This is a genomic window from Pseudomonas sp. ABa2 (genome assembly GCF_056676075.1).
The window spans coordinates 2,354,793-2,380,702 of record NZ_CM155239.1 but is presented as its reverse complement, the minus strand read 5'-3'; the positions used below and the strand labels follow the sequence as shown (position 1 = coordinate 2,380,702).

Genomic DNA, 25,910 nt, shown 5'->3' with positions numbered 1-25,910 from the left:
CGCCTCACGGCAATGCCTTCATCGGCAAAAAAAGCCCCAGGGTAAGGAGCCAACACCCTGGGGCCGGAGCGACTGGCGGTTGCCGGTCGGGAGAGAGGAAAGCGTCAGGCCTGTGGTTGCCAGCCGCCGCCGAGCGCCTTGTAGATGGCGACTATGCCGCTGTACAGCTCGACCTCGGCCAGCGCCTGGGCGTCTTCGGCGGCCAGGCGCTCGCGTTCGGCGTCGAGCAGCACGAGGAAATCCACCGTGCCTTCGCGGTAGCGGATCGCCGCCTGCTCGGCGGCGGCGCGGCTGGCCTCGGCCTGGCGCAGCAGCGAGAGCAGGCGCTGCTGACGCTTGGCGTAGTCGCTGAAGGCGTTTTCCGATTCCTCCAGGGCCAGCAGCACCTGCTGCTCGTACTGCGCCAGGGCGCCGTCGGCTTCGGCCTCGGCGCCGCGCAGACGGGCGCGCACGCTGCCCAGGTCGAACGCCGCCCAGCTGATGCTCGGCGCCACGCCCCAGGCGCGTGCGGCCGAGGAGCCCAGCTGCGAGCCGCGCCCGGCGGTAAAACCGAGGAAACCGGACAGGCTGACCCGCGGGAACAGATCCGCGGTGGCCACGCCGATCTGCGCCGTGGCCGCGGCCAGTTGGCGTTCGGCGGCCTGCACGTCGGGACGGCGGCGCAGCAGCTCGCCCGGATCGCCGATCGGCAGGGCCTTGGCGATGGCCGGCAGCGGCCGGGCCGACAGGTCCACCTCCAGCTGCTCCGGACGCTGGCCGAGCAGGGTGGCGATGCGGTTCTGTGCGCGCACCTGTTCGGCCTGCAGCTGCGGCAGGCTGGCCTCGGTGGCGGCCAGGCGGGCGTCGGCGCGCAGCACGTCCAGCTCGCTGCCGACGCCGGCGTCGCGCAGCTGCTCGGTGATGGCCCGCGAGTCCTGCTGGTTCTTCAGATTCTCGCGGGCGATGTGCTCGCGCAGCTGGGCGCCGCGCAGGGTGCCGTAGGCATCCACCAGCTCGGCGATCAGGCTGACCTGCAGCTGGTAGTAGTCGGCCTCGGCCACCTCGATCTGCGCTTCGCTGGCCTCCAGCTGGCGCTGGATGCGGCCGAACAGGTCGAGTTCCCAGGCCATGTCCAGGCCCAGGTCGTAGCGTTCCTGACGGATGCGCTGCTCGCTGGTGGGCGGCTGCTGGGCCTTGCCGAACTCGCCGCTGGCGCGGCTGGTGACGGTGGGCAAGCGGTCGTTGGCGACATCGTCGCGGATCGCCCGCGCCGCGCGCAGGCGGCTGAAGGCCACGCGCAGCTCGCGGTTGTCCGCCAGCGAGCGCTGCACCAGGCGGTTCAGCGTCGGGTCGTCGAACTGCTGCCACCAGGCGGCCTCGAAACGGGTGCGGTCGTAGTCGCCGGCCTCCAGCGCGTCGAGGCGCGCCGGTTCGGTCTGCGGCGCGCGGTAATCCGGGCCGACCGCGCAGGCGCTGACCGCCAGGGCCAGCAGGCTGATCTTCAGGGCATTGGCAACGCGCTTCATGCGTGCACCTCGTGGGCAGCGGCTTGGGCTTTGCGCGCCTGGCGTTTCTCGACGAAGGCGCGGATCAGCACGTAGAACACCGGGGTCAGCAGCAGACCGAAGAAGGTCACGCCGATCATCCCGCTAAATACCGCCACGCCCATGGCATGGCGCATCTCGGCGCCGGCGCCAGAGGACAGCACCAGCGGTACCACGCCCATGATGAAGGCGATCGAGGTCATCAGGATCGGCCGCAGACGCAGGCGGCAGGCTTCCAGCACCGCACTGATGCGATCCAGGCCTTCCTCCTGTTTCTCTTTGGCGAACTCGACGATGAGGATGGCGTTCTTGCACGCCAGGCCCACCAGCACGATCAGGCCGATCTGGGTGAAGATGTTGTTGTCGCCGCCGGCCAGGATCACCCCGGTGATGGCGGAGAACAGCACCGTCGGCACGATCAGGATCACCGCCAGCGGCAGGCTCCAGCTTTCGTACTGGGCGGCCAGCACCAGGAAGGCCAGCAGCACGCAGAGCGGGAAGATGAAGATCGCGCTGTTTCCGGCGAGGATCTGCTGATAGGTCAGCTCGGTCCACTCGAAGGTCATGCCGTTGGGCAGTTCTTCTTTCAGCAGCTTGGCGATCGCCGCCTCGGCCTGGCCGGAGCTGTAGCCGGGCGCCGCCGCGCCGTTGATCTCGGCGGTGAGGAAGCCGTTGTAGTGCATCACCCGGTCGGGGCCGGCGCTGTTCTCCACCTTGACGAAGGTGGACAGCGGCACCATTTCCCCGCGGTTGTTGCGCACCTTGAGCTGGCCGATCTGCTCCGGTTCCAGGCGGAACTGCTGGTCGGCCTGGACGTTGACCTGGTAGGTGCGGCCGAAGCGGTTGAAGTCGTTGGCGTACAGCGAGCCCAGGTACACCTGCATGGTGTCGAAGATGTCGCTGATGGCCACGCCGTGGGTCTTGGCCTTCTCGCGGTCGATGTTGGCATCGATCTGCGGCACGTTGACCTGGTAGCTGGTGAACACCGACATGGGGTTGAGCTCGGGCAACTGGCGCGCCTTGCCCAGGATGTTCTGGGTCTGCGCGTACAGCTCCTCGTAGCCCAGGCTACCGCGGTCCTGGATCTGCAGGCGGAAGCCACCGATGGTGCCGAGACCCTGCACGGGCGGCGGCGGGAAGATGGCGATGTAGGCGTCCTGGATCTCGGCGAACTGGGCATTCAGCTCGGCGGCGATGGCGTTGGCCGACATCGACGGATCACTGCGCTCGTCGAACGGCTTGAGCGGGGTGAAGACGATGCCGCTGTTGGGGCTGTTGGTGAAGCCGTTGATCGACAGACCGGGGAAGGCCACTGTGTTCTCCACGCCCGGGTGCTTGCCGGCGATCTCCGACATACGCTTGATCACCGCCTCGGTGCGGTCCAGGGTGGCGGCGTCCGGCAACTGGGCGAAGGCCACCAGGTACTGCTTGTCCTGCTGCGGCACGAAGCCCGTGGGCGTCGTCGAAAAGCCCAGGTAGCCCAGCCCCAGCAGGCCGGCGTAGAGGAACATGGCCACGCCGCTGGTGCGCAGTACGCGCTGCACGGTGCCGACGTAGCCGTGGCTGGCGCGGTCGAAGAAGCGGTTGAAGGGGGTGAACAGCCAGGCGCCGAACAGCTTGTCGAGCAGGCGCGAGAAGCCGTCCTTGGGCGCATCATGGCTCCTCAGCAGGGCGGCGGCCAGCGCCGGCGACAGGGTCAGCGAGTTGAACGCCGAGATCACCGTGGAGATGGCGATGGTCAGCGCGAACTGCTGGTAGAACTGCCCGGACAGCCCGGAGATGAAGGCGGTCGGCACGAACACCGCGCACAGCACCAGGGCGGTGGCGACGATGGGCCCGGTAACTTCCTTCATGGCTTGTTTGGTCGCCTCTACCGGCGTCTTGCCCAGGCCGATATTACGCTCGACGTTCTCCACCACGACGATGGCGTCGTCCACCACGATGCCGATGGCCAGCACCAGGCCGAACAGCGACAGGGCGTTGAGCGAGAAGCCGAACATGTGCATCACGGCGAAGGTTCCGATCAAGGACACCGGCACGGCGGCCAGCGGGATGATCGAGGCGCGCCAGGTCTGCAGGAACAGGACCACCACCAGCACCACCAGCACGATGGCCTCAAGCAGGGTGTGCACCACCGCCTCGATGGAGCCGCGCACGAAGATGGTCGGGTCGTAGACGATCTCGCAGTCCACGCCCTGGGGGAAACTCTGCTTGAGCTCGGCCATGCGTGCCCGCACCGCATCGGAGATCTCGATGGCGTTGGAACCGGGGCGCTGGAACACCGGGATGGCTACCGCCGGCTTGTTGTTGAGCAGCGAGCGCAGGGCGTACTGGCTGGAACCCAGCTCGATGCGGGCGATGTCCTTGAGGCGGGTGATTTCGCCGTCTTCGCCGGCGCGGATGATGATGTTCTCGAACTCCTCCTCGTCGACCAGGCGGCCCTGGGTGTTGATCGACAGCTGGAAGCTGTTGCCGGCATCCGAAGGCGGCGCGCCGAGCGAGCCGGCCGCCACCTGGCGGTTCTGCTCGCGAATGGCGCTCACCACGTCGGTGGCGGTGAGGCCCCGCGAGGCCACCTTGTTCGGGTCGAGCCACACGCGCAGCGAATAGTTGCCCAGGCCGAACAGCTGCACGTCGCCGACACCGTCCAGCCGCGCCAGCTCGTCCTTGACGTTGAGCGCGGCGTAGTTGGACAGGTAGAGCATGTCGTAGCGGTCGTCCGGCGAGGTCAGGTGCACCACCATGGTCAGGTCGGGCGAGGCCTTGTCGACGGTCACGCCGAGGCGCTGCACCTCGGTGGGCAGGGTCGGCATGGTGCGGGTCACGCGGTTCTGCACCTGCACCTGGGCATTGTCCAGGTCGGTGCCGAGGGCGAAGGTGATGGTCAGGGTCAGCTTGCCGTCGGCGGTGGACTGCGACGACATGTAGAGCATGCCTTCCACGCCGGTGATCGCCTGCTCCAGCGGCGAGGCGACGGTCTCGCCGATCACCTTGGGGTTGGCGCCGGGGAAGTTGGCGCGCACCACCACGGTGGGCGGCACCACTTCCGGGTATTCGCTGATCGGCAACTGAAACAGCGAGATGGCGCCGCCGATCAGGATGATCAGCGACAGCACCGCGGCGAAGATCGGCCGCAGCACGAAGAATTGCGAGAAATTCATGGGACTGTCCTCGGGCACGGGTGCGCCATGCGCCCCCTATGCAGGGAGCGCTGCGCGCACCAAGGCGTTATCAGCTGCGCGGCGTACCGGCGGCGTTGCTCTTGCTGGCCAGGCGCGGGGCCTGAGTACCATCCACGGCCTGGCGCATCTGCGCCAGCTGGGCCAGGGTCGCGGGATCGGCCATGGGCACCGCCTGCGGATCGACGGTGGCGCCAGGCATGGCCCGCTGCAGGCCGTTGACCACTATCTTCTCGCCCTTGGCCAGACCGCTGCGGACGATGCGCAGGCCCTCCAGCTTCGGCCCCAGCTCGATGGCGCGGTAGGCCACGGCGTTGTCCTCGCCGAGCACCAGGACGAACTTCTTGCCCAGATCGGTGCCGACCGCCTCGTCCTTGATCAGCGCGGCGGGGTAGGCCGCACTGCCGACCAGTTTCAGCCGGGCGTAGAGGCCCGGGGTGAAGCGGCCATCGGCGTTGTCGAACACCGCACGACCGCGGATGGTGCCAGTGCGCGGGTTGACCTGATTATCGAGAAAGTCCAGCTGGCCCAGATGCGGATGACCGTCTTCGCTGGACAGACCGAGGTACACCGGGCTGGCGCCGCGGGCGTCGCCGCCGGCCTGGCGGGCCAGCTCGAGGTACTTGAGGAACACTCGCTCGTCGGCGTCGAAGTAGGCGTAGACCTTGTCGGTGGAGACCACCGAAGTCAGCAGGCTCTCGCCGGCACCGACCAGGTTGCCTTCGGTGATCTCGGCGCGGCTGACGCGGCCGTCGATGGGCGCGGTGATGCGGGTAAAATCGAGGTTGAGGCGGGCGTTGTCCAGCTCCGCCTGGATCGCCGCCACGGCGGCCTGGGCCTCGGCGGCGGCGCTGGCGCGGGCGTCGGCCAGTTCGGCGGAGATGGCGTTGCTCTGGCGCAGACGTTCGCCGCGACGGGCTTCGCTGTTGGCTCGGGTCAGGTTGGCGCGGGCTTGCTGCAGCTGGGCTTCGAGGCGCTTGACCTCGGCCTGGAAGGGACGCGGGTCGATCTGGAACAGCAGGTCGCCTTTCTTCACCAGGCTGCCCTCGGCGAAGGCCACCTTGTCGATATAGCCGGACACCCGCGGGCGCACCTCGACCGACTGCGGCGCCTCGAGGCGGCCGGTGAACTCGTCCCACTCGTTGATCGGCTGCTCGATCACCTCGGCCACACTGACCTTGGGCGCCGGCATCTGCTGCATGGCGTCCGGCGCCTGACCGCAGGCGCTGAGCACCAGGGTGGCGGCGAGCGCCAGGGGAAAAATCCAGATGTTCTTATGGGGCTGTTCCATGAGTGACTCCGCCAGTCGGATTTGTGAATGGGCGGAGTCTGCTGCGAGGGCTGGCAGACGACGAATCGAATGCCGCGAAGTTGAATATCAGCGGTAATGATGATTGGCAGCGCTCTATCGTCGAGGCTCGATGATGGTGCGCGAAGGCGTTGCGGTGCCCGTTATCGGTGCCTTTTCGCCTGGCGGCTACAGGCTGTCCGGATCGCCGCAGAACATCTGGATGCGCGAGCGCAGCCAGCGTTCGGCCGGGTCGTTGTCCTGGGCACCGCGCCAGGCCATGTGCAGCTCGAAGGACTGGGTCTCAAGCGGCAGTTCCTCGGCGCGCAGGCCGCCGGCGGCGGTGAGCACGGCGGCGGTGTAGTCCGGCACGCTGGCGACTATGTCGGTGCCGGCGAGCAGGGTGCCCAGGCCGTTGAACTGCGGCACGGCCAGCACCACATGGCGCTTGCGGCCGATCCTCTCCAGTTCTTCGTCGATGAAGCCGGTGAGGTCGCCGGCGAACGACACCAGCGCATGCGGCCTGGCGCAGTAGTCGTCCAGGCTCAGCGCACCGGGCACAGCGTCGGCGCGCAGCAGGCGCGCCTTGCTGCGGCGCAGCACCTTGCGCTTGGCGTTGGCCGGCAGCTCCTCGGTGTAGGCGACGCCTACGGAGATTTCGCCGGAGGCCAGCAGGCCCGGCATCAGCAGGTAGTTGGTGCGCCGCACCACCAGCACCACGCCCGGTGCCTCGGCGCGCAGGCGGCGGAGCAGGGCCGGCAGCAGGGCGAATTCGACGTCGTCGGACAGGCCGACGCGAAACACCGCCTTGCTGGTGGCCGGGTCGAAGTCGGCGGCGCGGCTGACCGCGGTGGAGATCGAGTCCAGTGCCGGGGCGAGCAGGGCGAAGATTTCCTGGGCGCGCGGGGTCGGCTCCATGCTGCGCCCGGTACGCACGAACAGGGGGTCGTCGAACAGACTGCGCAGGCGGGCGAGGGCGGCGCTGATCGCCGGCTGGCCGAGGAACAGCTTTTCCGCGGCGCGGGTCACGCTGCGCTCGTGCATCAGCGTCTCGAAGACGATCAGCAGGTTGAGGTCGAGGCGGCGCAGGTCGTTGCGGTTCATCCGGTTACCATCCGAGAGACCGGGCCTTGTCAGCACGGCGTGGCAAATGAGAGCCTTGCCGCGCAATAGTACGGGCAGTACGGGCGAGATTGAAAGGTGCCCGGCACGCTGCTGAATCACTGCCAGGCATTTGCACTATCGATGCCGGCGGGTGGTGCCAGCGGCGATCTGCGGATAGAGTCCACAGGCATTGAAGTGTTAATCCGTGATCGGAGCTCGAGGTATAGCGATGTCCCGCATGATCCGTTTCCATAAATTCGGCGATGCCGAGGTACTCCAGTACGAGGAAGTACCCACTCCTGTGCCGGGCCCCGGCGAGGTGCTGGTGCGCGTGCAGGCCGTGGGCCTGGGCTGGAAGGACGTGCTGTGGCGGCAGAATCTGGCTGCCGAGCAGGCGCAGTTGCCGGCCGGCATGGGCTTCGAACTGGCCGGTACGGTGGCTGCAGTGGGCGAGGGCGTCGACGACTTTCCGCTCGGCACGGCCGTGGCCGGGTTCCCCGCCAGCACGCCGAATCGCTACCCGACCTGGGGCGATCTGGTGCTGATGCCGCGCTACGCACTGACCCGTTATCCCGAGGTGCTTAGCCCGGTGGCTGCCAGCGTGCATTACACCGCACTGCTGTTCGGCTATTTCGCCCTGGTCGACCTGGCCCAGCTCAAACCCGGCCAGCACGTGCTGATCACCGAGGCCAGTCACTGCATGGCGCCGCAGACCGTACAGCTGGCCAAGGCGCTCGGCGCCAAGGTCATCGCCGCCACCGGCTCGGCTGACGACCGCGAGTTCCTGCGCGGCCTGGGCGCCGACAAAGTGGTGGTCACCGAGGAACAGGACCTGGTGCTGGAAATCGAGCGCTACACCGAAGGCAAGGGCGTCGAGGTCATCCTCGACCAGTGCGCCGGACCGCAGATGAAGCTGCTCGGCGACATCGCCGCGCCGCGCGGCAAGCTGATCCTCTACGGGGTCAACGGTGGCAACGACACCGCGTTTCCGGCCTGCGCCGCGTTCAAGAAGCACCTGCAGTTCTACCGGCACTGCGTGCTGGATTTCACCGGTCACCCGGAGCTGGGCATCGAGCCCAACGCCGAGGCGGTGCAGCGCGCGCTGCAGCACATCAACCAGATGACCGCCGACCGTTTGCTCACGCCGGTGATCGACAAGGTGTTCGCCTTCGAGGATTTCGTCGCCGCACACCGCTATATGGAAACCTGTCCGAATCGTGGGCGGGTGGCCTTGGAACTGGCCGCGGATTAAAGTCCGCGGCCGTTCGGCCGCTATAACCTGCAGGTTTTCAGTCCAAGGATCCCTTCATGACCCTCGTCACCGGCGATGCCCTGTCGCTGCTGTTGTTCCGCCTGCACAGCGGCAGGCTGCTGGGCATCAACCTGCTCAAGGTCAACGAGATCATCCCCTGTCCGCCGCTGACCAAGCTGCCCAACCGCCACCCCAACGTGCGCGGCATCGCCACCTTGCGCGGCTCGGCGTTGACGGTGATCGACCTGGCCCGCGCCATCGGCGAACGCGGCGGTTCCAGCGAGGACGAGGGCTGTCTGATCGTCACCGAGTTGAGTCGCTCGCGCCAGGGCCTGCACGTCAAGAGCGTCGAGCGCATCGTGCAATGCTCGACCCGCGACGTGCGGCCGCCACCTGCCGCCTCCGGCAGTCGCGCCTTCATCACCGGGGTGACCCAGATCGATGGGGCCATCGTGCAGATTCTCGATATCGAGAAGGTGTTGCACGACATCGCCCCGGCGCTGGACGATGCGCCGGTGGGGCAATTGCTCGAAGGCGACGACGGCCAGCTGTTGCAGGGCCGCCGCGTACTGATAGTCGACGATTCCCAGGTGGCCCTGCAGCAGACGGTCAATGTCCTGCGTCAGCTGGGCCTGGACTGCACCGCGGTGCGCAGCGCCCAGGCCGCGCTGCAAAAGCTGCAGGAGTATCGCCAGGCCGGCATGCCGTTCGAGCTGCTGGTGTCGGACATCGAGATGCCGGAGATGGACGGCTACAACCTGGTGCGGGAAATCCGCCGCAGTGCCGACATCGCCGACACCTACGTGCTGCTGCACACCTCGCTGGACAGCACCATGAACACCGAGAAAGCCAGGTCGGTGGGCGCCAACGCGGTGCTCACCAAGTTTTCCTCGGTCGACCTGAGCCAGGCCCTGCTCAACGCCTTTCGCCAGATCAGCGGCCAGCGCTAGGCCGCGTCTTCCGCTCTTCGCATTCCCCACCCCGGCCCACCAAGGCCGGGGCAGGGCGCTGCTCAGAGAATGTTCAGCGGGTACTCGACGAAGGCGCGAATCTCGTTGAGATCCGGGCCGACATCGGTGCTGGAGCGGTAGATGGAATTGCGCAGGCGCAGCGACAGGTCCTTGGCCGCACCGCTCTGCAAGGTGTAGCTGACCTGGTTGAACAGCTCGCGCTCGGTGCCCTCGTTGTCGGCGCCGGTGTCGATATTGTCGCCGCGCACGTAGGCGAGCTTGTAGCGCAGCCCCGGAACGCCATAGTCGCTGAAGTCCAGCTCGTAGCTGGCCTGCCAGGAGCGCTCGTCCTTGCGGTTGAAGTCCGAGTAGTAGGAGTTGGCCAGGTAGATGCTCGCGCCACCGTCGCCGTAGTCGTAGGCGAAACCGGCATCGCCGCTGTTGCGCTGATGGGCGAGGATGAAGGCGTGGGCGCCGACGCTGTACTTGGCCGCCAGGCTCCAGATGCTGTTGCGATCGCCCTGGCCGTCGCCGCCGAAATCCAGCGCGGCGGTAGAGCCGTCATCGTACTTGGTGCGGTAGAGGTTGAAGTCGAAATTCAGCGCCTGCTCGGCGGTCAGCGCCAGGTTGTAGTTGAGGTTGGCGTAATAGCGCTTGTACAGGTCCTCGATGTCGGAGTGGTACAGCGCCAGGCTCAGATCGTCGCTGACCGCGTAGCTGCCGCCGAGCACGTCGATGCTCTTGAGGCGATTGGGATCGCGCGCCGGATCGCCCATCGGGCTGTCGGCGGTGAAGCGGCCGGCATTGAGTTCCAGGCCCTCGATCTCGTTGCTGGTGACCAGGGTGCCGGTGAAGGACTGCGGCAGCAGGCGGCTGTCGTCATGGGCCAGCACGGGCAGGGACGGGAACTGGTTGCCGTACTTGATCACGGTATCGGACAGGCGCAGCTTGACCGCGGCGCCGGCCTGAGACAGCTCGTCGACCGGGCGGCCCTCGCTGTCGGTGTCGAAGAAGGCGCGGTAGTTGCGCCCGCGGCCGCTGTCGAGTTTCACCCCCAGCAGGCCGAAGGCATCGACGCCGACCCCGACGGTGCCCTGGGTGAATCCCGACTCGAAGGTGGCGATGAAACCCTGGCCCCAGGACTTGGCGTCGTTGGTACGGTCCTTGTAGTCGCGGTTGAAGTAGGCGTTGCGCAGCAGTAGATCGAGGCTGGCATCTTCGACGAAGCCGTTCGATTGTGCCTGGCTGCTGGCATGAGCCAACGGCGCGCCGAGCGCGAGGCTGCAAGCCAGCGCGAGACAGTGCTTGTTGTACATGGGTGCTCCCGGTGTCGGTGTTTTATGCGAGCAGGCCTGACAGCGAGGTCAGGCCCGGCCCAGAGGGGCCGCTAAGAGTTATCACCGGGCTGGCGAGCGGGCCATTGACGCTGATCGATGATCACTATCGATTGCTTTGATAAGCCGAGTGGGACGAACGGCGCTAGCCTGCACGCGATGAAGATTCCATGAGCTGCGCGTTCGGCGCGGCTCGCTGACTGCGCTTCATCTCCTTTGGTTAAGACTTAGCAGCCGCCTGGGTTTCCAGTGCGGCTTTTTTAGCTCATGCGGCGGCACTTTGGGGAGATCAAACGCTACGCCTTCTGCGCTGGCGTAGCCTTGAGAGAATGGGCGCTACGTCTTAACGGCGGAGGGGCAGGTACACTCCGCTTCCCCACCGATTATTGCCTTGCCCGCCCTTCGCGCGACGACTTCTCGCACTGGACCTGGCGCGACTTGCTGCATTTCGTTTGATAGAAAATCAACCCAGTAATGCATTTATATCGATTGTCGGTAGGTCGGGCTGTGCGGGACGCTCTGGCATCTTCCGTTGTTTTACGGCCTGGCAGGAGCCAAGTGTCGTAGAGGGTGGTCGTCGAAAACCGGATCTACTCTCGGCGTCCGCTAGAACCCCCAGCTCAGAGGCTGTACATGCGCCAGGATCATCTCGATGGTCTGGTCACCTTTGTGCAGGTGGCCGAACACCGCAGCTTCACGCACGCAGCCCAACGACTGGGCGTATCCACCTCGGCGGTAAGCCAGGTGGTGCGCAGCCTCGAGGGGAGGCTGGGGGTGGTGCTGCTCAAGCGGACGACCCGTAGCGTCAAGTTGACCGAGCCGGGTGAGCGCTTTCTGAAGCGGGTGAAACCGCTGGTGGTCGAGCTGGCTCATGCTGCCGACGAGATCGCCGATCAGGCTTGTGCACCCGCCGGGCAGTTGCGTCTGGTGGCATCCACGCCAGCCTATCTGACGGTGCTGCGCCCTCATCTGCGTTGCTTTCTGCAGCGCTATCCCGCCATCGACATCGATATTGCGCTGCGTGAGTCGCGAGTGGATCTGGTGGCCGAGGGATTCGACGCCGGCCTTGGCCAGGACTGGCAGGTCGAGCGCGACCTGGTAGCCGTTGCCCTGGGATCGGAACAGCGCATGCTTGCCTTGGCTGCGCCGCATTATCTGGCAGACCGTGGGCTGCCAGGGCACCCGAATGAATTGAGCAGCCACGATTGCATCGGTTATCGCCATCCGGCTACCGGGGCCGTGGAACGCTGGGTGTTCGAAAATGGCCAAGAACGTGTGCAGGTCGGTATCAAGAGTCGTTTGGTCCACAGTGATCCGGTGGCGCTGTTGCAGTCCGCCGTTGACGGTTTGGGAATTGCCTATCTGCCTCACGGATACACCGATGCGCTTCAGGCGCAGGGAGGTTTGCGCGCAGTGCTGGACGGTTGGGGAAGGACGATCGCCCCCTACATGCTCTACTTCCCGGATCGGCGAAGCATCTCCAGTCGTCTGCGCCTGCTGATCGACCACCTGAGAGGCCAGAATCCTGGATGCCAAGGAAGGTTGTCGGAGCTGTCCGGGATCGATGCCAAAGCCTGAGTATTAAGTTTGCCTTCAAGGCTCTTGCACGAATGTGCGGTTTTCCAGGGGGTGATGGCTATCTAGTCTTTTCGGGGGTAACGAAAGGAGATGAGCATGCACAAGATCCCCACTCTTGCGGTCGCATGTGGCCTGTTGTCATTACCCTTGGCCCATGCCGATGTCACTCAATTGTTGCAGAGCAACGCCTGTACCGCCTGCCACCAACCCGCCGCTCGCGTCGTCGGCCCCTCCTGGCAGGAGGTGGCCCAGCGCTACGGGGACGGCAGCAAGAGTGCCGAGCAGCTTGCCGCCAGTATCAAGAGTGGTGGTTCAGGGTCCTGGGGGACCGTGCCTATGCCTCCTCAAACCCAGCTCAGCGACGCCGATGCGAGCAGCATCGCCGAGTGGATTCTGACCACAGGTCACCAGTAACCGACACATGCTCCGCACACCTGGAATCGTCCCGCCAACGCTGGTTGTGCTGCCGGGACAAGGCGGGCGCTTACCGGATTGGCGAGGACACTTTCATGGCTCACACACTGAAGATCAATGGCAGAGAGCATCAGGTGGATGTCGATGACGACACCCCCTTGCTCTGGGTGCTACGCGATGTACTCGGAATGACCGGCACCAAGTTTGGCTGCGGCATGGCGCTGTGCGGTGCTTGTACGGTGCATATGAATGGCAATGCGGTGCGCTCCTGCATCATGCCGGTCAGTGCCATGGTCGGTGCCGAAATCACCACCATCGAAGCGGTCGGGGAAACACCGGCTGGCAAACGCATACAGGAAGCCTGGTTGGCTCATGAAGTGGTGCAGTGCGGCTACTGTCAGTCCGGGCAGATCATGTCCGCCAGTGCGTTGCTGGCGCGTAACGCCAGTCCAAGCGACAGCGATATCGACGCAGCCATGGCCGGTAACATTTGCCGCTGTAGCACCTACGTGCGGATACGCGAAGCCATCAAGTTAGCTGCCGAGCAGCCGGTCGCACAGGTGGAGGGTTGAGCATGAACAGCTTGCAGGATTTGTCGATGGCGGCTGCTCCGGACGAGCGTATCGGCCTGAGCCGACGTCATTTTCTCAAGGCCAGCGCAGCGCTCGGTGGAGGGCTGCTGATCAGCTTCTCCCTACCGGTTTTGATGCGTGGTGCGCAGGCGGCCGAAGGGGCCAGTTTTGAACCCAATGCCTATGTGCGCATCGATCGCGATGGGCGTATCTATCTCACCATCCAGCCGGTGGAGATGGGCCAGGGGACCTACACCTCGATGCCGGCGCTGATTGCCGAGGAGTTGGAGGTGGGACTCGATCAGGTGACCATCGAGCACGCCCCGGCCGACGACACCCGCTACGCCAATCCGATGCTCGGTTTTCAGGTCACCGGCGGCTCTACCTCGGTACCGGCCAACTGGCTGCCACTGCGCGAGGCCGGAGCGGCAGCGCGCGTGCTACTGGTCGCTGCCGCTGCCCAGCAGTGGGGCGTGGCGACCGACAGTTGCAAAGCGGAGAAGGGGGAGGTGCTACACCCGGCCAGCGGACGCAAGCTCGGTTACGGCGAGTTGGTGGATGCCGCTGCCAAGTTGGCCTTGCCGGAGTCCATACCGCTTAAGGATCCCAAGGACTTCAAATTGATCGGTACACCGGCCAGGCGCACCGACTCGCCGAGCAAGGTCAACGGCACTGCAGTGTTTGGCATTGACCTACATCCGGAGGGCATGAAGGTGGCCGCAATCACCATCTGCCCGATAGTCGGCGGCACACTCGACGAGGTCGACGCGGCCCCGGCAATGGCGGTGCGTGGCGTGCGTGAGGTGATCCGTACGGATAATGCGGTCGCTGTTGTTGCCGATCACATGGGGGCTGCGCGGAAGGGCTTGGCGGCCTTGCAGATCAAGTGGAACCCCGGTGCTAACGGCCAGGTGTCGAGCGCGCAGATGCTGGAGGATATCCGCAAGGCTTCGGAGCAAAAAGGCGTCGAGGCTCGCAACGAGGGTAATGTCGAGGAGGCCTTGCAGAAGGCCGCGAAGAAAGTCGACGCGGTCTATCAGGTGCCGTTTCTCGCACATGCTTGCCTCGAGCCGGTGAACTGCACGGTACATGTGCGCAAGGACGCCTGCGATCTGTGGTTGGGTATTCAGGTTCCGACCCGCGCCAAGACGGCAGCCGCAGAGCTGACCGGTCTGCCCGAGGAGGCCGTGACGGTACACAATCATCTGATCGGCGGCGGTTTCGGGCGACGCTTGGAGGTCGACTTCGTGATCCATGCGGTGAAGATCGCCAAGCAGGTGGACTACCCCGTGAAGGTGATCTGGTCGCGCGAGGAAGACACGCGTCACAGCACCTTGCGTCCCTATCACTACAGCCACTTGAGTGCCGGACTGGACGAGAAGAATAGCCCTGTGGCCTGGACCCATAAGGTCACTGGCGGTTCGATCCTGGCGCGCTGGGCGCCGGCGGCTTTCGTCAATGGCCTCGATCGCGACGCCATCCGCGATGCCAGCGGGCCGTATGCCTTCCCCAACATCAATGTGCAGTATGTTCGCCATGAGCCACCGACGGGTATCACCCCGGCTTTCTGGCGCGGTGTAGGCCATACGCAGAACGCTTTTATGGTCGAGGGCTTCCTCGACGAGCTGGCTCACATCGCCCAGGCCGATCCCTTCGAGTACCGTTATCCCCTGCTGAAGGAGCACCCACGAGCGATCAAGGTGTTGCAGCAGTTGCGCGATGAGTCCAACTGGGACAGCCCATTGCCCCAGGGGCATGGCCGCGGTCTGGCACTGACTTACTGCTTCAGCACTTATGCAGCCCAGGTCGCCGAGGTCAGCGTAAGTCCCAATGGCGATGTGCGGGTACTCAAGGTCACCTCCGTGGTCGACTGCGGCATTCCAATCAACCCTGACAGCGTGGTGGCGCAGATCCAGGGCGGCACCATCTTCGGCCTCACTGCCGCGCTATTTGGCAATATCACCTTCAAGGATGGCCGGGTGGAGCAGGGGAACTTCGACACCTATCGCATGCTGCGGATCAACGAGGTCCCCGAGATCATCACCCACGTGGTGGAGAGCAGAGAGTCGCCGGGCGGTCTGGGTGAGGTATCGACGGTGACCATCGCCCCGGCGGTGGTCAATGCCATCTTCGCCGCCACTGGCAAGCGCTTGCGCAGTCTGCCGATCGACCCGCAGGCACTGCGCACGGCCTGACCGCGGACGGCCGCGGGCACGCAGGCTCGCGGCGCCGCCCTGGTGCGGGGCTCAACCGTGCAGCGCCGGCACGCTATCGTGGATCGGCGCCTCGCGTGCCATGAGCATGCCGCCGGCACGCCCGTTGAAGTGCGCGGTGATTTCCGCCAGCACCGACAGCGCCACGCTCTCCGGCGCGTCGCCGCCGATATCCAGGCCCATGGGGTAGTGCAAGCGCGCATAGGCGGGCAGGTGGCGGCTGATCGGCCCGATTTCGTCGAGCAGGCGCTCGGTACGACTGCGCGGCCCCAGCTGGCCGATATAGCTCGGCCGCAGGCGCAGCGCCCGTTCCAGCCAGTGGCGATCCTGACTGTAGCTATGCGACATGACCACCACCGCGGCGGACTCAAGCAGGGCGGCGAGGTCGTGATCCTGGTCGATGCCCAAGTGCAGCACCTGGTTGGCCTCGGGGAAGCGTTCGCGGCGCGCAAAGTGGCGGCGGGCGTCGATCACCGCGACCTGCCAGCCCTGTTGCCGAGCCAGGCTCACCAGCGGCTGGGCGTCGTGGCCAGCGCCGAAAACCACTAGCCGGCGCGGGGGCGTCAGGTACTCGAAGAGTATTTCGACTTCGCCACCTGCCAGACGATAACGCTGCAATGCCGGGCTTTGCCGCTGCCGGACGGACTGCAAGTCGGCTTCCAGCGCCCGGGTCAAAGCAGCCTGCTGCAGGGTTAGGTGCAACTTGCCGGTGGGGTCGAGCGCGGCGCGCTCGGCCAGGCGTACGCTGTCGTCGCTACTGGCGATCACCGTGGCCAGCACGGCGGGTGCGTCCGACGCTTGCACCTGGCGCAGCAGGGACAGCGGCAGTGGTGTTTGTCCTCCCCGCACCCGCTCCAGCAGGATATGCACGGTGCCGTTACAGCCCAGGCCGAAAGCGAGTTCCTCTTCCTCATCGGCCGCGTCGACCCCCACGCCGGTGCTGTAGGTACGGAGCACCGGTTCGCCGAGCTCGGTCAGCCACCAGGCTTTCTTGATCAGATCGCCTTCCAGGCAGCCGCCGCTCACCGTGCCGACGGCGCCGCCGATTTGCGGAATGAGCATTCGCGCGCCAGGGCGTCGATAGGCCGATCCCTCTACCTTGACCACGGTCGCCAGCACTGCTTGCTGCTGTGTGGCGTCCAGTTCGTCCAGCGCTCGCAACAATTGCACCGTCTCTCTCATGACAGCCTTTCCCGCTCGCTTGCCTGTGGTGCCGATTATTCACCAGGGCTCGCGCGGTATTGCCTGGCGAGCCTGCATGGCTCTTGAAGCATGGCTTAACAGTGGCAGGTCGCCAGGGCCGTTTCGCTTCAGTTTTTCTCAATCAAGTGGGGTTTTTATATCGTTTGTCGCACCCCCAGCAGGCTGCCGAACATAGCCTCATGGCGCCGTGGTCGCGGCTCCTGCAACTGGAGGTCGAACAATGAGAACGTCCCTGTGGAGCAGCGATGCTCCCGCGAGGCTGCTTGCTTCCTGCCACCGATCCACTGGCGAGATCGTCTTCCCGCCGGTTCCCGCCCATTCGCCGCTGGCCGATCAATACCAAGGCCTGCTGTTGGAGGGCGAAGGCACCCTGTACAGCTTCACCGTCATTCAGCCGAGCGCGAAAAGCGGCCTGCAGCCCTTCGCCCTGGGCTACCTGGACCTGGCCGGACCGGCGCGCCTGTTCGGTCGCATCAATGGCGCGCGGCGCCCGGCGATCGGCGACACCTGTCGCATCGTGCCCGATGACACCTACGGCTACGCATTCGAACTGGTGGAGGCTGCGCAATGACTCAGATGCACGTGATGGGCGGGGCCATGACCCGCTTCGGCAAGCATGTGGGCGTGAAGGCCCCGGAACTGGCCCAGCAGGCGATTCTCGCCGCCGTGGCCGATGCCGGCATCGCGCTCAAGGATATCCAGGCGATCTACTGCGCCAATGTGCTCGGCGGGATGATCCTCGGCCAGGTGATACTGCGCGACCTCGGTCTGGCCGGCATCCCGGTCTACAACGTCGAGAACGCCTGTGCCAGCGGCGCCACCGCCGTGCACCTGGCCAGGCATGCGCTGCTGGCCGAGCAGTACGACACCGTGCTGGTGTTCGGCATCGAGCAGCTCACCGCCCTGGGTGGCGGCACCATCCCGTTGCAGCGCAACGACGAGAAGACCGATCTCTACGCCGAAGCCGGCATGGTGCTGCCCGCCGTCTACGCCATGCGTGGCACGCGTTTCCTGCATGAACGCGGCGCCAAACCGGCCGATCTGGCTGCCGTGGCGGTGAAGAACCGCTTCCATGGTTCGCTCAACGCGTACGCCCAGCAGCGCACCGAGGTGACCCTGGAAGAAGTGCTGGCCTCGCGCATGATCGCCGACCCGCTGACCCTGCTGCAGTGCTGTCCCTCGCAGGTCGATGGCGCCGCCGCCCTGGTGCTGAGCAAGCGCCCCGGGCCGCATGCGAAGGACGTGCGCGTACTCGGCTCCATCGTGGTCTCCGGCCTGGCCGAAGGTCCGCGCGACGACATTCTCGACGCCGAGATCACTGCCCGTGCAGCGCGTCTGGCCTACGAGCAGGCCGGGGTCGAGCCCGATGACGTCGGCGTGGTCGAACTGCACGACGCCTTCACCATCGCCGAACTGCTTTATTACGAGGCCCTCGGCCTGGCCGCACCGGGCGAGGCGGTGGCCCTGCTGCACTCCGGCGCCACCCGCGTCGGTGGACGGGTGCCGGTCAATCCCAGCGGCGGCCTGCTGGCCAAGGGACACCCGCTGGGCGCCACCGGCGTGGCGCAGATGGTCGAGCTGATGTGGCAGCTGCAGGGTCGTGCCGGCGCACGCCAGGCCCATGCGCCGCGCATCGGCGTGGCCCAGTGCACCGGTGGCGGTATCGCCGGTGTCGATCACGCGGCCTCGTCCGTGCACGTGCTGGGGGTGTGAGATGAGCGAGAAGACCTTCCACAGTGGCCAGGTCGCCGCTGTCACCGGTGCCGCCCGCGGCATCGGCCTGGGCATCGCCAGCCGCCTGGCCGCGCAAGGCGTAACCGTCTACCTGCTGGACCGCGACGAGACGGCGCTGGCGTCTGCCGTCGCCCGCCTGCGTGACCTGAGCATGGAGGTGCATGGCCTGGCCCTCGACCTCACCGACGGCGAGGCGGTGGCGAAGGCCTTCGCGCAGATCGGCGAACGCCACGGTGCGCTGGATTTCCTGGTCAACAACGCCGGTGTGGTGCGCGACAAGCGCTTTCTGAAGATGACCGAGGAAGACTGGGACCTGGTGGTCGACAGCAACCTGCGCGCACAGTTTCTCTGCTGCAAGGCGGCGCTGCCGCTGATGCTGGAGCGCGGCTTCGGGCGCATCGTCAACCTGTCCTCGCGCGCCTGGCTGGGGGGCTTCGGCCAGGCCAACTATTCCGCCGCCAAGGGCGGGGTGGTCAGCCTGACCCGCAGTTTGGCCATCGAGTTCGCCGCCAAGGGCATCACGGTCAACGCCGTCGCACCGGGCATCGTGGACACGCCGTTGTTCCAGAACTTCGAGCCTGAAGTACAGGCGCGGTTGAAGGACACGGTACCGGTCAAGCGCATCGGCAACCCGGACGATATCGCCAACGCGGTGGAGTTCTTCCTCGCGCCGGCCAGTTCCTACGTCACCGGACAAACCCTCTACGTCTGCGGCGGGCGCAGCCTGTCGTCGGCCAGCGTGTGAGGAGGTCGCCATGTCCGTCCAACTGGAAATCCACGGCGCGGTTGCCCGCATCGTGCTCCATCGCCCCGAGGTGCTCAACGCACTGAACCTCGAAGCGCTGCACGAGTTGCGCGCGCACCTGGCCGAGGTGCGCGATCGCCGCGAGATTCGCACGGTGATCATCACCGGGGCCGGCGACAAGGCGTTCTGCGTCGGCGCGGACCTCAAGAGTACGCGCCAGTCGCCGGCCTCCTACGCCGAGGCGTTGTTTCTCGCCAACCAGCCGGCGGCCGACGCCGGCCTGTACATCCGCCTGATGGATCTCACCGACCTCGATCTGCGCAAGCCGCTGATCGCGGCGGTGAACGGCCATTGCCTGGGCGGCGGGCTGGAACTGGCGCTGCAGTGCAGCCTGCGCATCGCCTCGGACAATGCCAGCTTCGGCCTGCCGGAGGCGGTGGTCGGCTCGATTCCCGCGGTGTCCGGCCTGCACCGGCTACTCAAGGCGGTGCCCGCGGCGCATGCCATGCAGATGGCGCTCACCGGCCAGCGTATCGACGCGCGGCAGGCAGCGCTCATCGGCCTGGTTTCCGAGATCACGGACAGCCAGCTGGGCCTGCAAGAGCGCGCCTTTGCCCTGGCCGAGCGCATCGCCGCCGCCGCACCGCTGGCCGTGCAGGCGCTGCAGTCGCTCTCGGTGGAAACCGCACACCTGTCGGCTCGCGACGCCCAGCGTCTGACCGAGCTGTACTGGGGCGCCTTGCGCGACAGCGAGGATCGCCTGGAAGGGCGTGCCGCCTTCGCCGAAAAACGTACGCCGAACTATCGAGGGCGCTAGCCCCGGGAGGCCGCCATGCAATTGCACAATCCCTTTCTGCAGAGCCAGGGCGTCGAGCTGATTCACTGGGCGCCCGGCGAAGCCGAGTTCCACATGCCCATCGAGGCGCGCCACCTCAATCGCCAGGGCATGCTGCACGGCGGGCTGATCGCCACCCTGCTGGATGCGGCCTGCGGCTACGCCGGACTGCACACGGGGGAGGGCGAGGAGGAGCTGCACGGCGTGACCGTGATGCTGAACATCGCCTACCTCAACGCCGCACGCAGCGGCACGGTGATCGCTAGGGGGCGGGTCAATCGTCAGGGCCGCAGCCTGTACTTCGCCGAGGCCACGCTGAGTTCGGCGGACGGCGAGTTGCTGGCCACCGCCCAGGGCAGCTTCAAACGGGGAGGGCGCCGCCATGTTGCGTGACGCCCTGCAGGGCCTGACGGTGCTGGACTTCACCCAGATCGCCGCCGGCCCCACCTGCACCATGCTGCTGGCCGACATGGGCGCCCGGGTGATCAAGATCGAGCCGCCGGAAGGCGAGCTGGGACGCACCCTCGGCCCAGCCTGGGTCGGCGACGACAGTGCGCTGTACCACGGTTTCAACCGCGGCAAGCTGGGCGTTTGCCTGGACCTCAAGCACCCGGACAGCCAGGCCATAGTGCGGCGTATGGTGGCCGAGGCCGACGTGCTGATCGAAAGCATGCGCCCCGGGGTGATGGGGCGTCTTGGCCTGGGCTACCAGGCCTTGGCCGAGATCAACCCGGCGCTGGTCTACTGCTCCATCTCCGCCTATGGCCAGCAGGGGCCCTATGCCGACCGCGCCGGGGTCGACGGCATCCTCCAGGCCGACTCCGGGTTGATGAGCCTGATCGGTCTGCCCGGCTCGCCACCGTGCAAGGTACAGGCACCCGTGGTGGACGTGGTGACCGGTTATATGGCCTGCATGTCCATCCTGGCCAAGCTGCATGCACGTCAGCGCGACGGGCAGGGGGGGCACCTGGATGTCAGCCTGATGAATTCGGCGTTGGCCCTGCAGCAGTCCTCGATCACCAGCTACCTGCGCGACGGGCAGCGACCGACACCGATCGGCAGTGCCGCGCCCTATGCAGCGCCCAACGAGGCGTTCCAGACCGCCGATGGCTGGATCATGGTGGCCGCCTACAACGGCAACCGCTGGCAGCGATTGTGCGGAGTTCTCGGTCATGCCGAATGGGTGGGTGACCCTCGTTTCTCCAGTTCGGCGCAGCGGGTCAAGCATCGCCGCGAGATGCAGATGGCGCTCAATGCGGCGTTCGTCACCCAGCCAACCGCGCATTGGCTGCAGGTGCTGCGTGACGCCGACATCCTCTGCGCCAAGGTGGCCAGTTACGACGACTTGCTGGAGCATCCCCAGCTCGCCGAGAACGGTCTGCTGACCTGTGTCATGCATCCACGGCACGGTAGCCTGCGCACTCTCGGGTTCCCGGTGAACAGCGCCGAAGCGGCAGCTACGCCGTACCGGCCGGCGCCCGATCTCGGTGAGCATTCACGCGGCGTGCTGCGCAGCTATGCCTTTAGCGAGGACGAGATAGAGGCGTTGACCAATAGCGGCGCCGTGCGCGACAGGCAGACCGCTGCGAGTTCATGAGCAGGGAGCAGGGTACGAGGCCGCCCCGGTTTCCCGAGGCGGCCTCTTGCTGGTCAGGCCTCAGGCCGCGTTGCGCGTCTGGCGCGCCTGTTCCAGCAGCCACAGGCGGAAAGTAGCCATATCTTCGCTTTCCGGTCGGTGCTTGGGCGTCAGCAGGTAGTAGGTGTATGCGCCCATATCGACGCTATGCTCGAAGGGCCGCACCAGGGTGCCCTCGCGCAACTCCCTCTCCACCAGAAACAGTTGCGCCATGGCGATACCTTGGCCGCCGACGGCGGCGGCATAGGCCATCGACGAGCTCTGGTAGCTCATGCCGGCACGCGCATCGACCTGGCCGATCACGCCGGTCGCTTCCAGCCAGTGCGCCCAGTCGTCCGGGCGGGCCAGCGAATGCAGCATGCTGTATTCGGCCACGTCCGCCGGGCCGTGCAGGCCGGGGCCGGTATCGAGCAGGGTAGGGCTGCACACCGGCGCCAGCACGTTGTCGCTGAGCACGTAGCAGTTGCAGTTGGGCCAGTCGCCGGCGCCCAGGCGGATGGCGGCGTCGAGATCGTCCTTGTGGAAATCGACCGGATCGAGCGATGCCGTCAACAGCACCTCGATCTTCGGGTGCTCCTGGTGGAAGCTGGCCAGGCGTGGGATCAGCCACTGCATGGCAAAGGTGGTGTAGACGCGTACCTTGATCTGCCGGCGCTTGGGCGGGCGCTTGAGTTTGCGCGTAGCGCTGCGCAGCTCCTCGATGATGCGCGCCACGGCGTTGAAATACTGCTCGCCGGCGGGGGTGAGGCTGATCTGCCGGTGGCCACGGACGAACAGTGGCTGCTCCATGAACTCTTCCAGGCTGCGGATCTGTCGCGATACGGCGCCCGGGGTGACGTTCAACTCGTCGGCGGCGAGGGTGATGCTCAGGTGGCGGGCGACGGCTTCGAAGGCCCTGATGGCATTGAGAGGGGGCAGTCTGTCCTTCATTGAAATCTTCTTGTCGGTCGGCGGACGGCGCGAATCTTACTCTATATCTGATTGACAAAAACTCAAGCAAGAGGGGCTGTTTTATCGTTTGCCGCTTATGGCACGGCGTTCCTGGCATCCGCTCCCGGACGCCATCACAACCACAAGAGAGTGCCGCCCCATGAGTCATATCCACCTGATCGCCTGGCGCGATCTTCGCCGCATTTCACGCCATCCCCTGTGCCTGTGTTCCAGGACGCCGGGATGCCTGCCCACTGGTCGGACAGGCACGGAGCTTGCTGCTTTACTGCTTAATTAGGCTGCACTCCAAGAGGCCCCCTGGATGAACCGCAACGATCTGCGCCGCGTCGACCTGAACCTGCTGGTGATCTTCGAAACCCTGATGTTCGAGAAGAACCTGACCCGTGCAGCGGAGAAACTGTTTCTCGGCCAGCCGGCCGTCAGTGCGGCCCTGGCGCGGCTGCGCGACCTGTTCGACGACCCGTTGCTGGTGCGCAATGGCCGTACCTTCGAACCCACGGCACGAGCCTTGGCGATCCTCAGGGAGCTGCAGCCGGCGATGGACACCATTTCCTGCGCCGTCAGTCGTGCCCGAGAGTTCAACCCGGCGAACAACCGCGACACCTTTCGCATCGGCCTGTCGGACGACGCCGAGTTCGGTTTGTTTCCGGCATTGCTCAACCAGATCCGCGAGGAAGCGCCGGAAGTGGTGATAGTGGTGCGGCGAGTCAATTTCCTGCTGATGTCGCCGATGCTGGCCTCGGGTGAAATTTCCGTCGGCGTCAGCTACACCACTGACCTATCGGCCAACGCCAAGCGTCGCAAGCTGCGCGAACTCAAGGTCAAGGTTCTGCGCGGCGATGATCGCCCCGGGCCGCTGACCCTGGACGAATACTGCTCGCGCCCGCATGCGCTGGTGTCGTTTTCCGGCGATCTGAGCGGCAATCTGGATAACGACCTGGCCAAGCTGGGCCGCACGCGTCGGGTGGTGCTGGCGGTGCCGCAGTTCAGCGGATTGCGCTCGATCCTCGCTGGCACCGAGTTGCTCGCCTCGGTGCCGGATTATGCGGCGGCGGCCTTGATCGAAGGCACCAGCCTGCGCGCCGACGATCCGCCGTTCCCGATCGTCACCTCCGATCTCGCCATGGTCTGGAGCGGGGTGACCGACAACGACCCCGCCGAGCGCTGGTTGCGAAGCAAGATCGTCGAGCACATGGCCGCGCCCGACCTCTAGCAGTTGCCGGCCGGGCGTGCCTGGCCCTCCGTCAGGTACACGCACAGATCGGTCAGCGGTGGCATGGCGGGAATCTCGAAGTACATCTGCACCAGCCAGCCGCGGTGGTAGGTGGCGTGATTCACCACATGCAGCAGCATGGCGCCGGCCGTCATGCTGCCTCGATTGCCTGAGACAAAGGCGAAATCGATGACCTCGTCCAACGAGCTTTCGCTCAACTGCGCGCTCCAGTCGACGTACCAGTCGTCGACCTCTCGCTGCGCCTGGCACAGCTCGGCAAGGGCTGGGTAGGGCATGGCCTGGCGTGAAGTGAAGCCGTGATCGCGATGCTGCAGGTGGGCCTGCCAGATGCGGTCGACCACGTACATATGGTTGAGCACGCCGATCATGCTCTTGATAGGGCCGGCGCGCTCCCGGGAAAGCTCCTCCGCGGGCAGTTCGCCCAGGCTGTCGAAAAAGAGCTGGTCGGCCCAGCGCTTGTACTGGCTGAGCATGCTGGCTGTGGCGACGTTGATCATTGGTTGCCCTCCCAGGGGCGCAACGGTAGGTGTCCTTCGGTTGGTAGCTCCAGGCAGGTTTGGCAAGTGACTACTGGGTATAGACCAAATGCCGCTCAAGATCGACGCCTGCTCCTTCGGGAACGCAAACGCCCCGCGCGGAGGAGTTCGTCGCGGGGCGTTAGGGGCCTAGCTCCGCCTAGAGGCGGATGATCACCGACTTCAGCTGGGTGTAGTGGGAGAGGGCGTCGATGCCCTGTTCGCGGCCGTAGCCGCTCTGCTTGAAGCCGCCGCAGGGCGTCTGCACGAAGCCGCCGCTGTACTCGTTGACCACGATGCGCCCGGCCTCCAGGCCGGCAGCGACGCGGTGTACGCGGCCGATGTCGCGGCTCCAGATGCCCGCGCCCAGGCCGAACTCGCTGTCGTTGGCGATGCGCAGGGCATCGGCTTCGTCCTTGAACGGGATCACGCAGAGAATGGGGCCGAAGATCTCCTCCTTGGCCAGGGTCATGTGGTTGTGCACCCCGGCGTAGACGGTGGGTTCGATGTACCAGCCGCCGCCAAGATGCTCGCCACTGGCCACCTTGCCGCCGATGACGGGTTTCAGGCCTTCACGCTCGGCGACCTCGAAGTAGCTCTGCACCTTTTCGAACTGGGCGCGGGTGGTGATGGGGCCGGAGGTGGCATCGAACTGCGGGCCGACCCGCAGCGCGGCGACCTCGGCGACGAGCTTGTCGAGAAAACGTTCGTGGATATTCTCCTGCACCAGCAGGCGCGTACCGGCGCAGCACCATTGCCCACTGTTCCAGGTAAAGGCGCGGGTGGCCCCCTTGGCGGCAGCGTCCAGATCTGCGTCGTCGAACACTATGTTGGCCGATTTACCGCCCAGTTCCAGGGTCAGCGGCAGGATGCGCTCGGCGGCGATACGGCCCAGTTCCTGGCCGGCGCTGATGCCTCCGGTGAAGGAGATCTTGCGCATCAGCGGGTGACGGGCCATCTGCGGACCGAGCACGCTGCCCTTGCCGACGATCACATTGAACACGCCGGCAGGCAGGCCGGCTTCCTCGACGGCGATACGGGCCAGTTCCACCAGCGAGGCAGAGGTGTGCTCGGAAGGTTTGGCCACCACCGTGTTGCCGGTCGCCAGGGCCGGTGCGATGGCCCGTGCCGCCTGATGCAGCGGGGCGTTCCAGGGCAGGATGACGCCAATCACGCCGAAGGGGTCGCGGCGGGTGTAGACATGATAATTCGGCCCCTGGTTGATGACCTCGCCATCCATCACGTTGACCAGGCCGGCATAGAACTCGAAATACTGCGCGGTGAGATCCATCAGGGCAGCCATCTCGCCGCCGGGTTTGCCGGTTTCGGCACTTTCCAGAGCACCGAGGCGGCCTTCACTGCGGCGGACGATGCGGGCCAGTTCCAGCAGCACGCGGCCGCGCTCGGAGGGGCGCATGTCGCGCCAGGCAGGCAGTGCCTGATGGGCGTTGTCGATGGCGAAGTCCATGTCCTGCGGGCCACTGTTGGCCACTTCGCCCATCTTCTCGGCGGTGCGCGGGTCGAGCTTGTCGACGTAGAGTCCGCTGCCCGGCTGCACCGAGCGGCCACCGATGTAACTGTCCACTTTCAACATCTTCGAGTCTCCTCGTTCATTTCCGGGCCCCTTGATCGGGTGGGCCTCTTGTTGAT

The 25,910-nt window shown here is 65.9% G+C and carries 22 protein-coding genes; 13 read left to right on the top strand and 9 right to left on the bottom strand.

Features of this window, described 5'->3' with window-relative positions; all coding sequences use genetic code 11:
• Nucleotides 1–104 precede the first annotated feature (104 nt).
• The 4 genes from AC1G9C_RS11600 to AC1G9C_RS11585 form a co-directional block, all read right to left on the bottom strand.
• Nucleotides 105–1,505, bottom strand: coding sequence for an efflux transporter outer membrane subunit (locus tag AC1G9C_RS11600; protein WP_122107946.1), 1,401 nt, complete (start codon nucleotides 1,503–1,505; stop codon nucleotides 105–107).
• On the bottom strand, nucleotides 1,502–4,684 hold the full coding sequence (locus AC1G9C_RS11595; protein WP_480410262.1) for an efflux RND transporter permease subunit: 3,183 nt from the start codon (nucleotides 4,682–4,684) through the stop codon (nucleotides 1,502–1,504). The genes AC1G9C_RS11600 and AC1G9C_RS11595 overlap by 4 nt, the downstream gene beginning before the upstream one ends.
• 70 nt (nucleotides 4,685–4,754) lie before the next feature.
• Nucleotides 4,755–5,993 (bottom strand): multidrug efflux RND transporter periplasmic adaptor subunit MexE, encoded by a 1,239-nt coding sequence (gene mexE, locus AC1G9C_RS11590; protein ID WP_480410261.1) that lies wholly within the window; start codon nucleotides 5,991–5,993, stop codon nucleotides 4,755–4,757.
• 186 nt (nucleotides 5,994–6,179) lie between these two features.
• Entirely contained in the window at nucleotides 6,180–7,094 is a 915-nt protein-coding gene (locus AC1G9C_RS11585; RefSeq protein ID WP_480410260.1) for a LysR substrate-binding domain-containing protein, read from the bottom strand.
• A gap of 229 nt (nucleotides 7,095–7,323) precedes the next feature.
• Here AC1G9C_RS11585 and AC1G9C_RS11580 point away from each other — a divergent pair, with 229 nt between their 5' ends.
• Nucleotides 7,324–8,346 (top strand): zinc-dependent alcohol dehydrogenase family protein, encoded by a 1,023-nt coding sequence (locus AC1G9C_RS11580; RefSeq protein WP_122107943.1) that lies wholly within the window; start codon nucleotides 7,324–7,326, stop codon nucleotides 8,344–8,346.
• A 56-nt stretch (nucleotides 8,347–8,402) separates the two neighbouring features.
• A complete protein-coding gene (locus AC1G9C_RS11575; protein ID WP_397498409.1) occupies nucleotides 8,403–9,296 on the top strand; it encodes a chemotaxis protein CheV in 894 nt (297 codons plus the stop codon).
• A gap of 62 nt (nucleotides 9,297–9,358) precedes the next feature.
• On the opposite strand, the gene AC1G9C_RS11570 is transcribed toward AC1G9C_RS11575, so the two are convergent.
• Nucleotides 9,359–10,612: an OprD family porin gene (locus tag AC1G9C_RS11570; protein ID WP_480410259.1), complete on the bottom strand. Its 1,254-nt coding sequence runs from the start codon at nucleotides 10,610–10,612 to the stop codon at nucleotides 9,359–9,361.
• Between the two features lie 651 nt (nucleotides 10,613–11,263).
• On the opposite strand from AC1G9C_RS11570, the gene AC1G9C_RS11565 reads away from it, so the two are divergent.
• The 4 genes from AC1G9C_RS11565 (at nucleotide 11,264) to AC1G9C_RS11550 (ending at nucleotide 15,389) form a co-directional block, all read left to right on the top strand.
• Entirely contained in the window at nucleotides 11,264–12,208 is a 945-nt protein-coding gene (locus tag AC1G9C_RS11565; RefSeq protein ID WP_480410258.1) for a LysR family transcriptional regulator, read from the top strand.
• A 96-nt stretch (nucleotides 12,209–12,304) separates the two neighbouring features.
• Nucleotides 12,305–12,622 carry a c-type cytochrome gene (locus AC1G9C_RS11560; RefSeq protein ID WP_480410257.1) on the top strand — a complete coding sequence of 106 codons (318 nt, stop codon included), beginning with the start codon at nucleotides 12,305–12,307 and terminating at the stop codon, nucleotides 12,620–12,622.
• Nucleotides 12,623–12,717: 95 nt separating this feature from the next.
• A complete protein-coding gene (locus AC1G9C_RS11555; RefSeq protein WP_021446217.1) occupies nucleotides 12,718–13,194 on the top strand; it encodes a (2Fe-2S)-binding protein in 477 nt (158 codons plus the stop codon).
• A gap of 2 nt (nucleotides 13,195–13,196) precedes the next feature.
• Complete coding sequence (locus tag AC1G9C_RS11550; protein ID WP_480410256.1) at nucleotides 13,197–15,389, top strand: xanthine dehydrogenase family protein molybdopterin-binding subunit; 2,193 nt, start codon at nucleotides 13,197–13,199, stop codon at nucleotides 15,387–15,389.
• Nucleotides 15,390–15,440: 51 nt separating this feature from the next.
• On the opposite strand, the gene AC1G9C_RS11545 is transcribed toward AC1G9C_RS11550, so the two are convergent.
• A complete protein-coding gene (locus tag AC1G9C_RS11545) occupies nucleotides 15,441–16,589 on the bottom strand; it encodes an XdhC family protein (protein ID WP_480410255.1) in 1,149 nt (382 codons plus the stop codon).
• A gap of 241 nt (nucleotides 16,590–16,830) precedes the next feature.
• Between AC1G9C_RS11545 and AC1G9C_RS11540 the strand changes: the two genes are divergently transcribed.
• Genes AC1G9C_RS11540 through AC1G9C_RS11515 form a run of 6 tightly spaced genes read left to right on the top strand, consistent with a single transcriptional unit; the run spans nucleotide 16,831 to nucleotide 21,521 of the window.
• On the top strand, nucleotides 16,831–17,181 hold the full coding sequence (locus AC1G9C_RS11540; RefSeq protein ID WP_457787280.1) for a Zn-ribbon domain-containing OB-fold protein: 351 nt from the start codon (nucleotides 16,831–16,833) through the stop codon (nucleotides 17,179–17,181).
• On the top strand, nucleotides 17,178–18,323 hold the full coding sequence (locus AC1G9C_RS11535; RefSeq protein ID WP_122107935.1) for a thiolase family protein: 1,146 nt from the start codon (nucleotides 17,178–17,180) through the stop codon (nucleotides 18,321–18,323). Before AC1G9C_RS11540 ends, AC1G9C_RS11535 begins: the two co-directional genes overlap by 4 nt.
• Nucleotide 18,324: 1 nt before the next feature.
• A complete protein-coding gene (locus AC1G9C_RS11530) occupies nucleotides 18,325–19,089 on the top strand; it encodes an SDR family NAD(P)-dependent oxidoreductase (RefSeq protein WP_457787278.1) in 765 nt (254 codons plus the stop codon).
• Between the two features lie 10 nt (nucleotides 19,090–19,099).
• Nucleotides 19,100–19,906 carry an enoyl-CoA hydratase/isomerase family protein gene (locus AC1G9C_RS11525; protein ID WP_480410254.1) on the top strand — a complete coding sequence of 269 codons (807 nt, stop codon included), beginning with the start codon at nucleotides 19,100–19,102 and terminating at the stop codon, nucleotides 19,904–19,906.
• 15 nt (nucleotides 19,907–19,921) lie between these two features.
• On the top strand, nucleotides 19,922–20,317 hold the full coding sequence (locus AC1G9C_RS11520) for a PaaI family thioesterase (protein ID WP_122107932.1): 396 nt from the start codon (nucleotides 19,922–19,924) through the stop codon (nucleotides 20,315–20,317).
• Entirely contained in the window at nucleotides 20,307–21,521 is a 1,215-nt protein-coding gene (locus AC1G9C_RS11515; RefSeq protein ID WP_480410253.1) for a CaiB/BaiF CoA transferase family protein, read from the top strand. The genes AC1G9C_RS11520 and AC1G9C_RS11515 overlap by 11 nt, the downstream gene beginning before the upstream one ends.
• A 60-nt stretch (nucleotides 21,522–21,581) precedes the next feature.
• Here the strand turns inward: AC1G9C_RS11515 and gcvA are convergent, their stop codons facing one another.
• Entirely contained in the window at nucleotides 21,582–22,490 is a 909-nt protein-coding gene (gcvA, locus tag AC1G9C_RS11510) for a transcriptional regulator GcvA (RefSeq protein ID WP_480410252.1), read from the bottom strand.
• A 322-nt stretch (nucleotides 22,491–22,812) separates the two neighbouring features.
• Between gcvA and AC1G9C_RS11505 the strand changes: the two genes are divergently transcribed.
• Entirely contained in the window at nucleotides 22,813–23,724 is a 912-nt protein-coding gene (locus AC1G9C_RS11505) for a LysR family transcriptional regulator (RefSeq protein ID WP_480410251.1), read from the top strand.
• Here AC1G9C_RS11505 and AC1G9C_RS11500 read toward each other — a convergent pair.
• Together AC1G9C_RS11500 and AC1G9C_RS11495 are read right to left on the bottom strand one after the other, a co-directional pair.
• Entirely contained in the window at nucleotides 23,721–24,242 is a 522-nt protein-coding gene (locus AC1G9C_RS11500) for a DinB family protein (protein WP_122107928.1), read from the bottom strand. The two genes, AC1G9C_RS11505 and AC1G9C_RS11500, sit on opposite strands and share 4 nt — an antisense overlap.
• A 178-nt stretch (nucleotides 24,243–24,420) precedes the next feature.
• Nucleotides 24,421–25,854 carry an aldehyde dehydrogenase family protein gene (locus AC1G9C_RS11495; protein WP_480410250.1) on the bottom strand — a complete coding sequence of 478 codons (1,434 nt, stop codon included), beginning with the start codon at nucleotides 25,852–25,854 and terminating at the stop codon, nucleotides 24,421–24,423.
• Between the last annotated feature and the right edge of the window lie 56 nt (nucleotides 25,855–25,910).

Excerpts from the sequence above, each read along its gene's own strand:
- AC1G9C_RS11600 (WP_122107946.1), bottom strand. The coding sequence starts at position 1,505 with ATGAAGCGCGTTGCCAATGCCCTGAAGATCAGCCTGCTGGCCCTGGCG.
- AC1G9C_RS11595 (WP_480410262.1), bottom strand. The coding sequence starts at position 4,684 with ATGAATTTCTCGCAATTCTTCGTGCTGCGGCCGATCTTCGCCGCGGTG.
- mexE (WP_480410261.1), bottom strand. The coding sequence starts at position 5,993 with ATGGAACAGCCCCATAAGAACATCTGGATTTTTCCCCTGGCGCTCGCC.
- AC1G9C_RS11585 (WP_480410260.1), bottom strand. The coding sequence starts at position 7,094 with ATGAACCGCAACGACCTGCGCCGCCTCGACCTCAACCTGCTGATCGTC.
- AC1G9C_RS11580 (WP_122107943.1), top strand. The coding sequence starts at position 7,324 with ATGTCCCGCATGATCCGTTTCCATAAATTCGGCGATGCCGAGGTACTC.
- AC1G9C_RS11575 (WP_397498409.1), top strand. The coding sequence starts at position 8,403 with ATGACCCTCGTCACCGGCGATGCCCTGTCGCTGCTGTTGTTCCGCCTG.
- AC1G9C_RS11570 (WP_480410259.1), bottom strand. The coding sequence starts at position 10,612 with ATGTACAACAAGCACTGTCTCGCGCTGGCTTGCAGCCTCGCGCTCGGC.
- AC1G9C_RS11565 (WP_480410258.1), top strand. The coding sequence starts at position 11,264 with ATGCGCCAGGATCATCTCGATGGTCTGGTCACCTTTGTGCAGGTGGCC.
- AC1G9C_RS11560 (WP_480410257.1), top strand. The coding sequence starts at position 12,305 with ATGCACAAGATCCCCACTCTTGCGGTCGCATGTGGCCTGTTGTCATTA.
- AC1G9C_RS11555 (WP_021446217.1), top strand. The coding sequence starts at position 12,718 with ATGGCTCACACACTGAAGATCAATGGCAGAGAGCATCAGGTGGATGTC.
- AC1G9C_RS11550 (WP_480410256.1), top strand. The coding sequence starts at position 13,197 with ATGAACAGCTTGCAGGATTTGTCGATGGCGGCTGCTCCGGACGAGCGT.
- AC1G9C_RS11545 (WP_480410255.1), bottom strand. The coding sequence starts at position 16,589 with ATGAGAGAGACGGTGCAATTGTTGCGAGCGCTGGACGAACTGGACGCC.
- AC1G9C_RS11540 (WP_457787280.1), top strand. The coding sequence starts at position 16,831 with ATGAGAACGTCCCTGTGGAGCAGCGATGCTCCCGCGAGGCTGCTTGCT.
- AC1G9C_RS11535 (WP_122107935.1), top strand. The coding sequence starts at position 17,178 with ATGACTCAGATGCACGTGATGGGCGGGGCCATGACCCGCTTCGGCAAG.
- AC1G9C_RS11530 (WP_457787278.1), top strand. The coding sequence starts at position 18,325 with ATGAGCGAGAAGACCTTCCACAGTGGCCAGGTCGCCGCTGTCACCGGT.
- AC1G9C_RS11525 (WP_480410254.1), top strand. The coding sequence starts at position 19,100 with ATGTCCGTCCAACTGGAAATCCACGGCGCGGTTGCCCGCATCGTGCTC.
- AC1G9C_RS11520 (WP_122107932.1), top strand. The coding sequence starts at position 19,922 with ATGCAATTGCACAATCCCTTTCTGCAGAGCCAGGGCGTCGAGCTGATT.
- AC1G9C_RS11515 (WP_480410253.1), top strand. The coding sequence starts at position 20,307 with ATGTTGCGTGACGCCCTGCAGGGCCTGACGGTGCTGGACTTCACCCAG.
- gcvA (WP_480410252.1), bottom strand. The coding sequence starts at position 22,490 with ATGAAGGACAGACTGCCCCCTCTCAATGCCATCAGGGCCTTCGAAGCC.
- AC1G9C_RS11505 (WP_480410251.1), top strand. The coding sequence starts at position 22,813 with ATGAACCGCAACGATCTGCGCCGCGTCGACCTGAACCTGCTGGTGATC.
- AC1G9C_RS11500 (WP_122107928.1), bottom strand. The coding sequence starts at position 24,242 with ATGATCAACGTCGCCACAGCCAGCATGCTCAGCCAGTACAAGCGCTGG.
- AC1G9C_RS11495 (WP_480410250.1), bottom strand. The coding sequence starts at position 25,854 with ATGTTGAAAGTGGACAGTTACATCGGTGGCCGCTCGGTGCAGCCGGGC.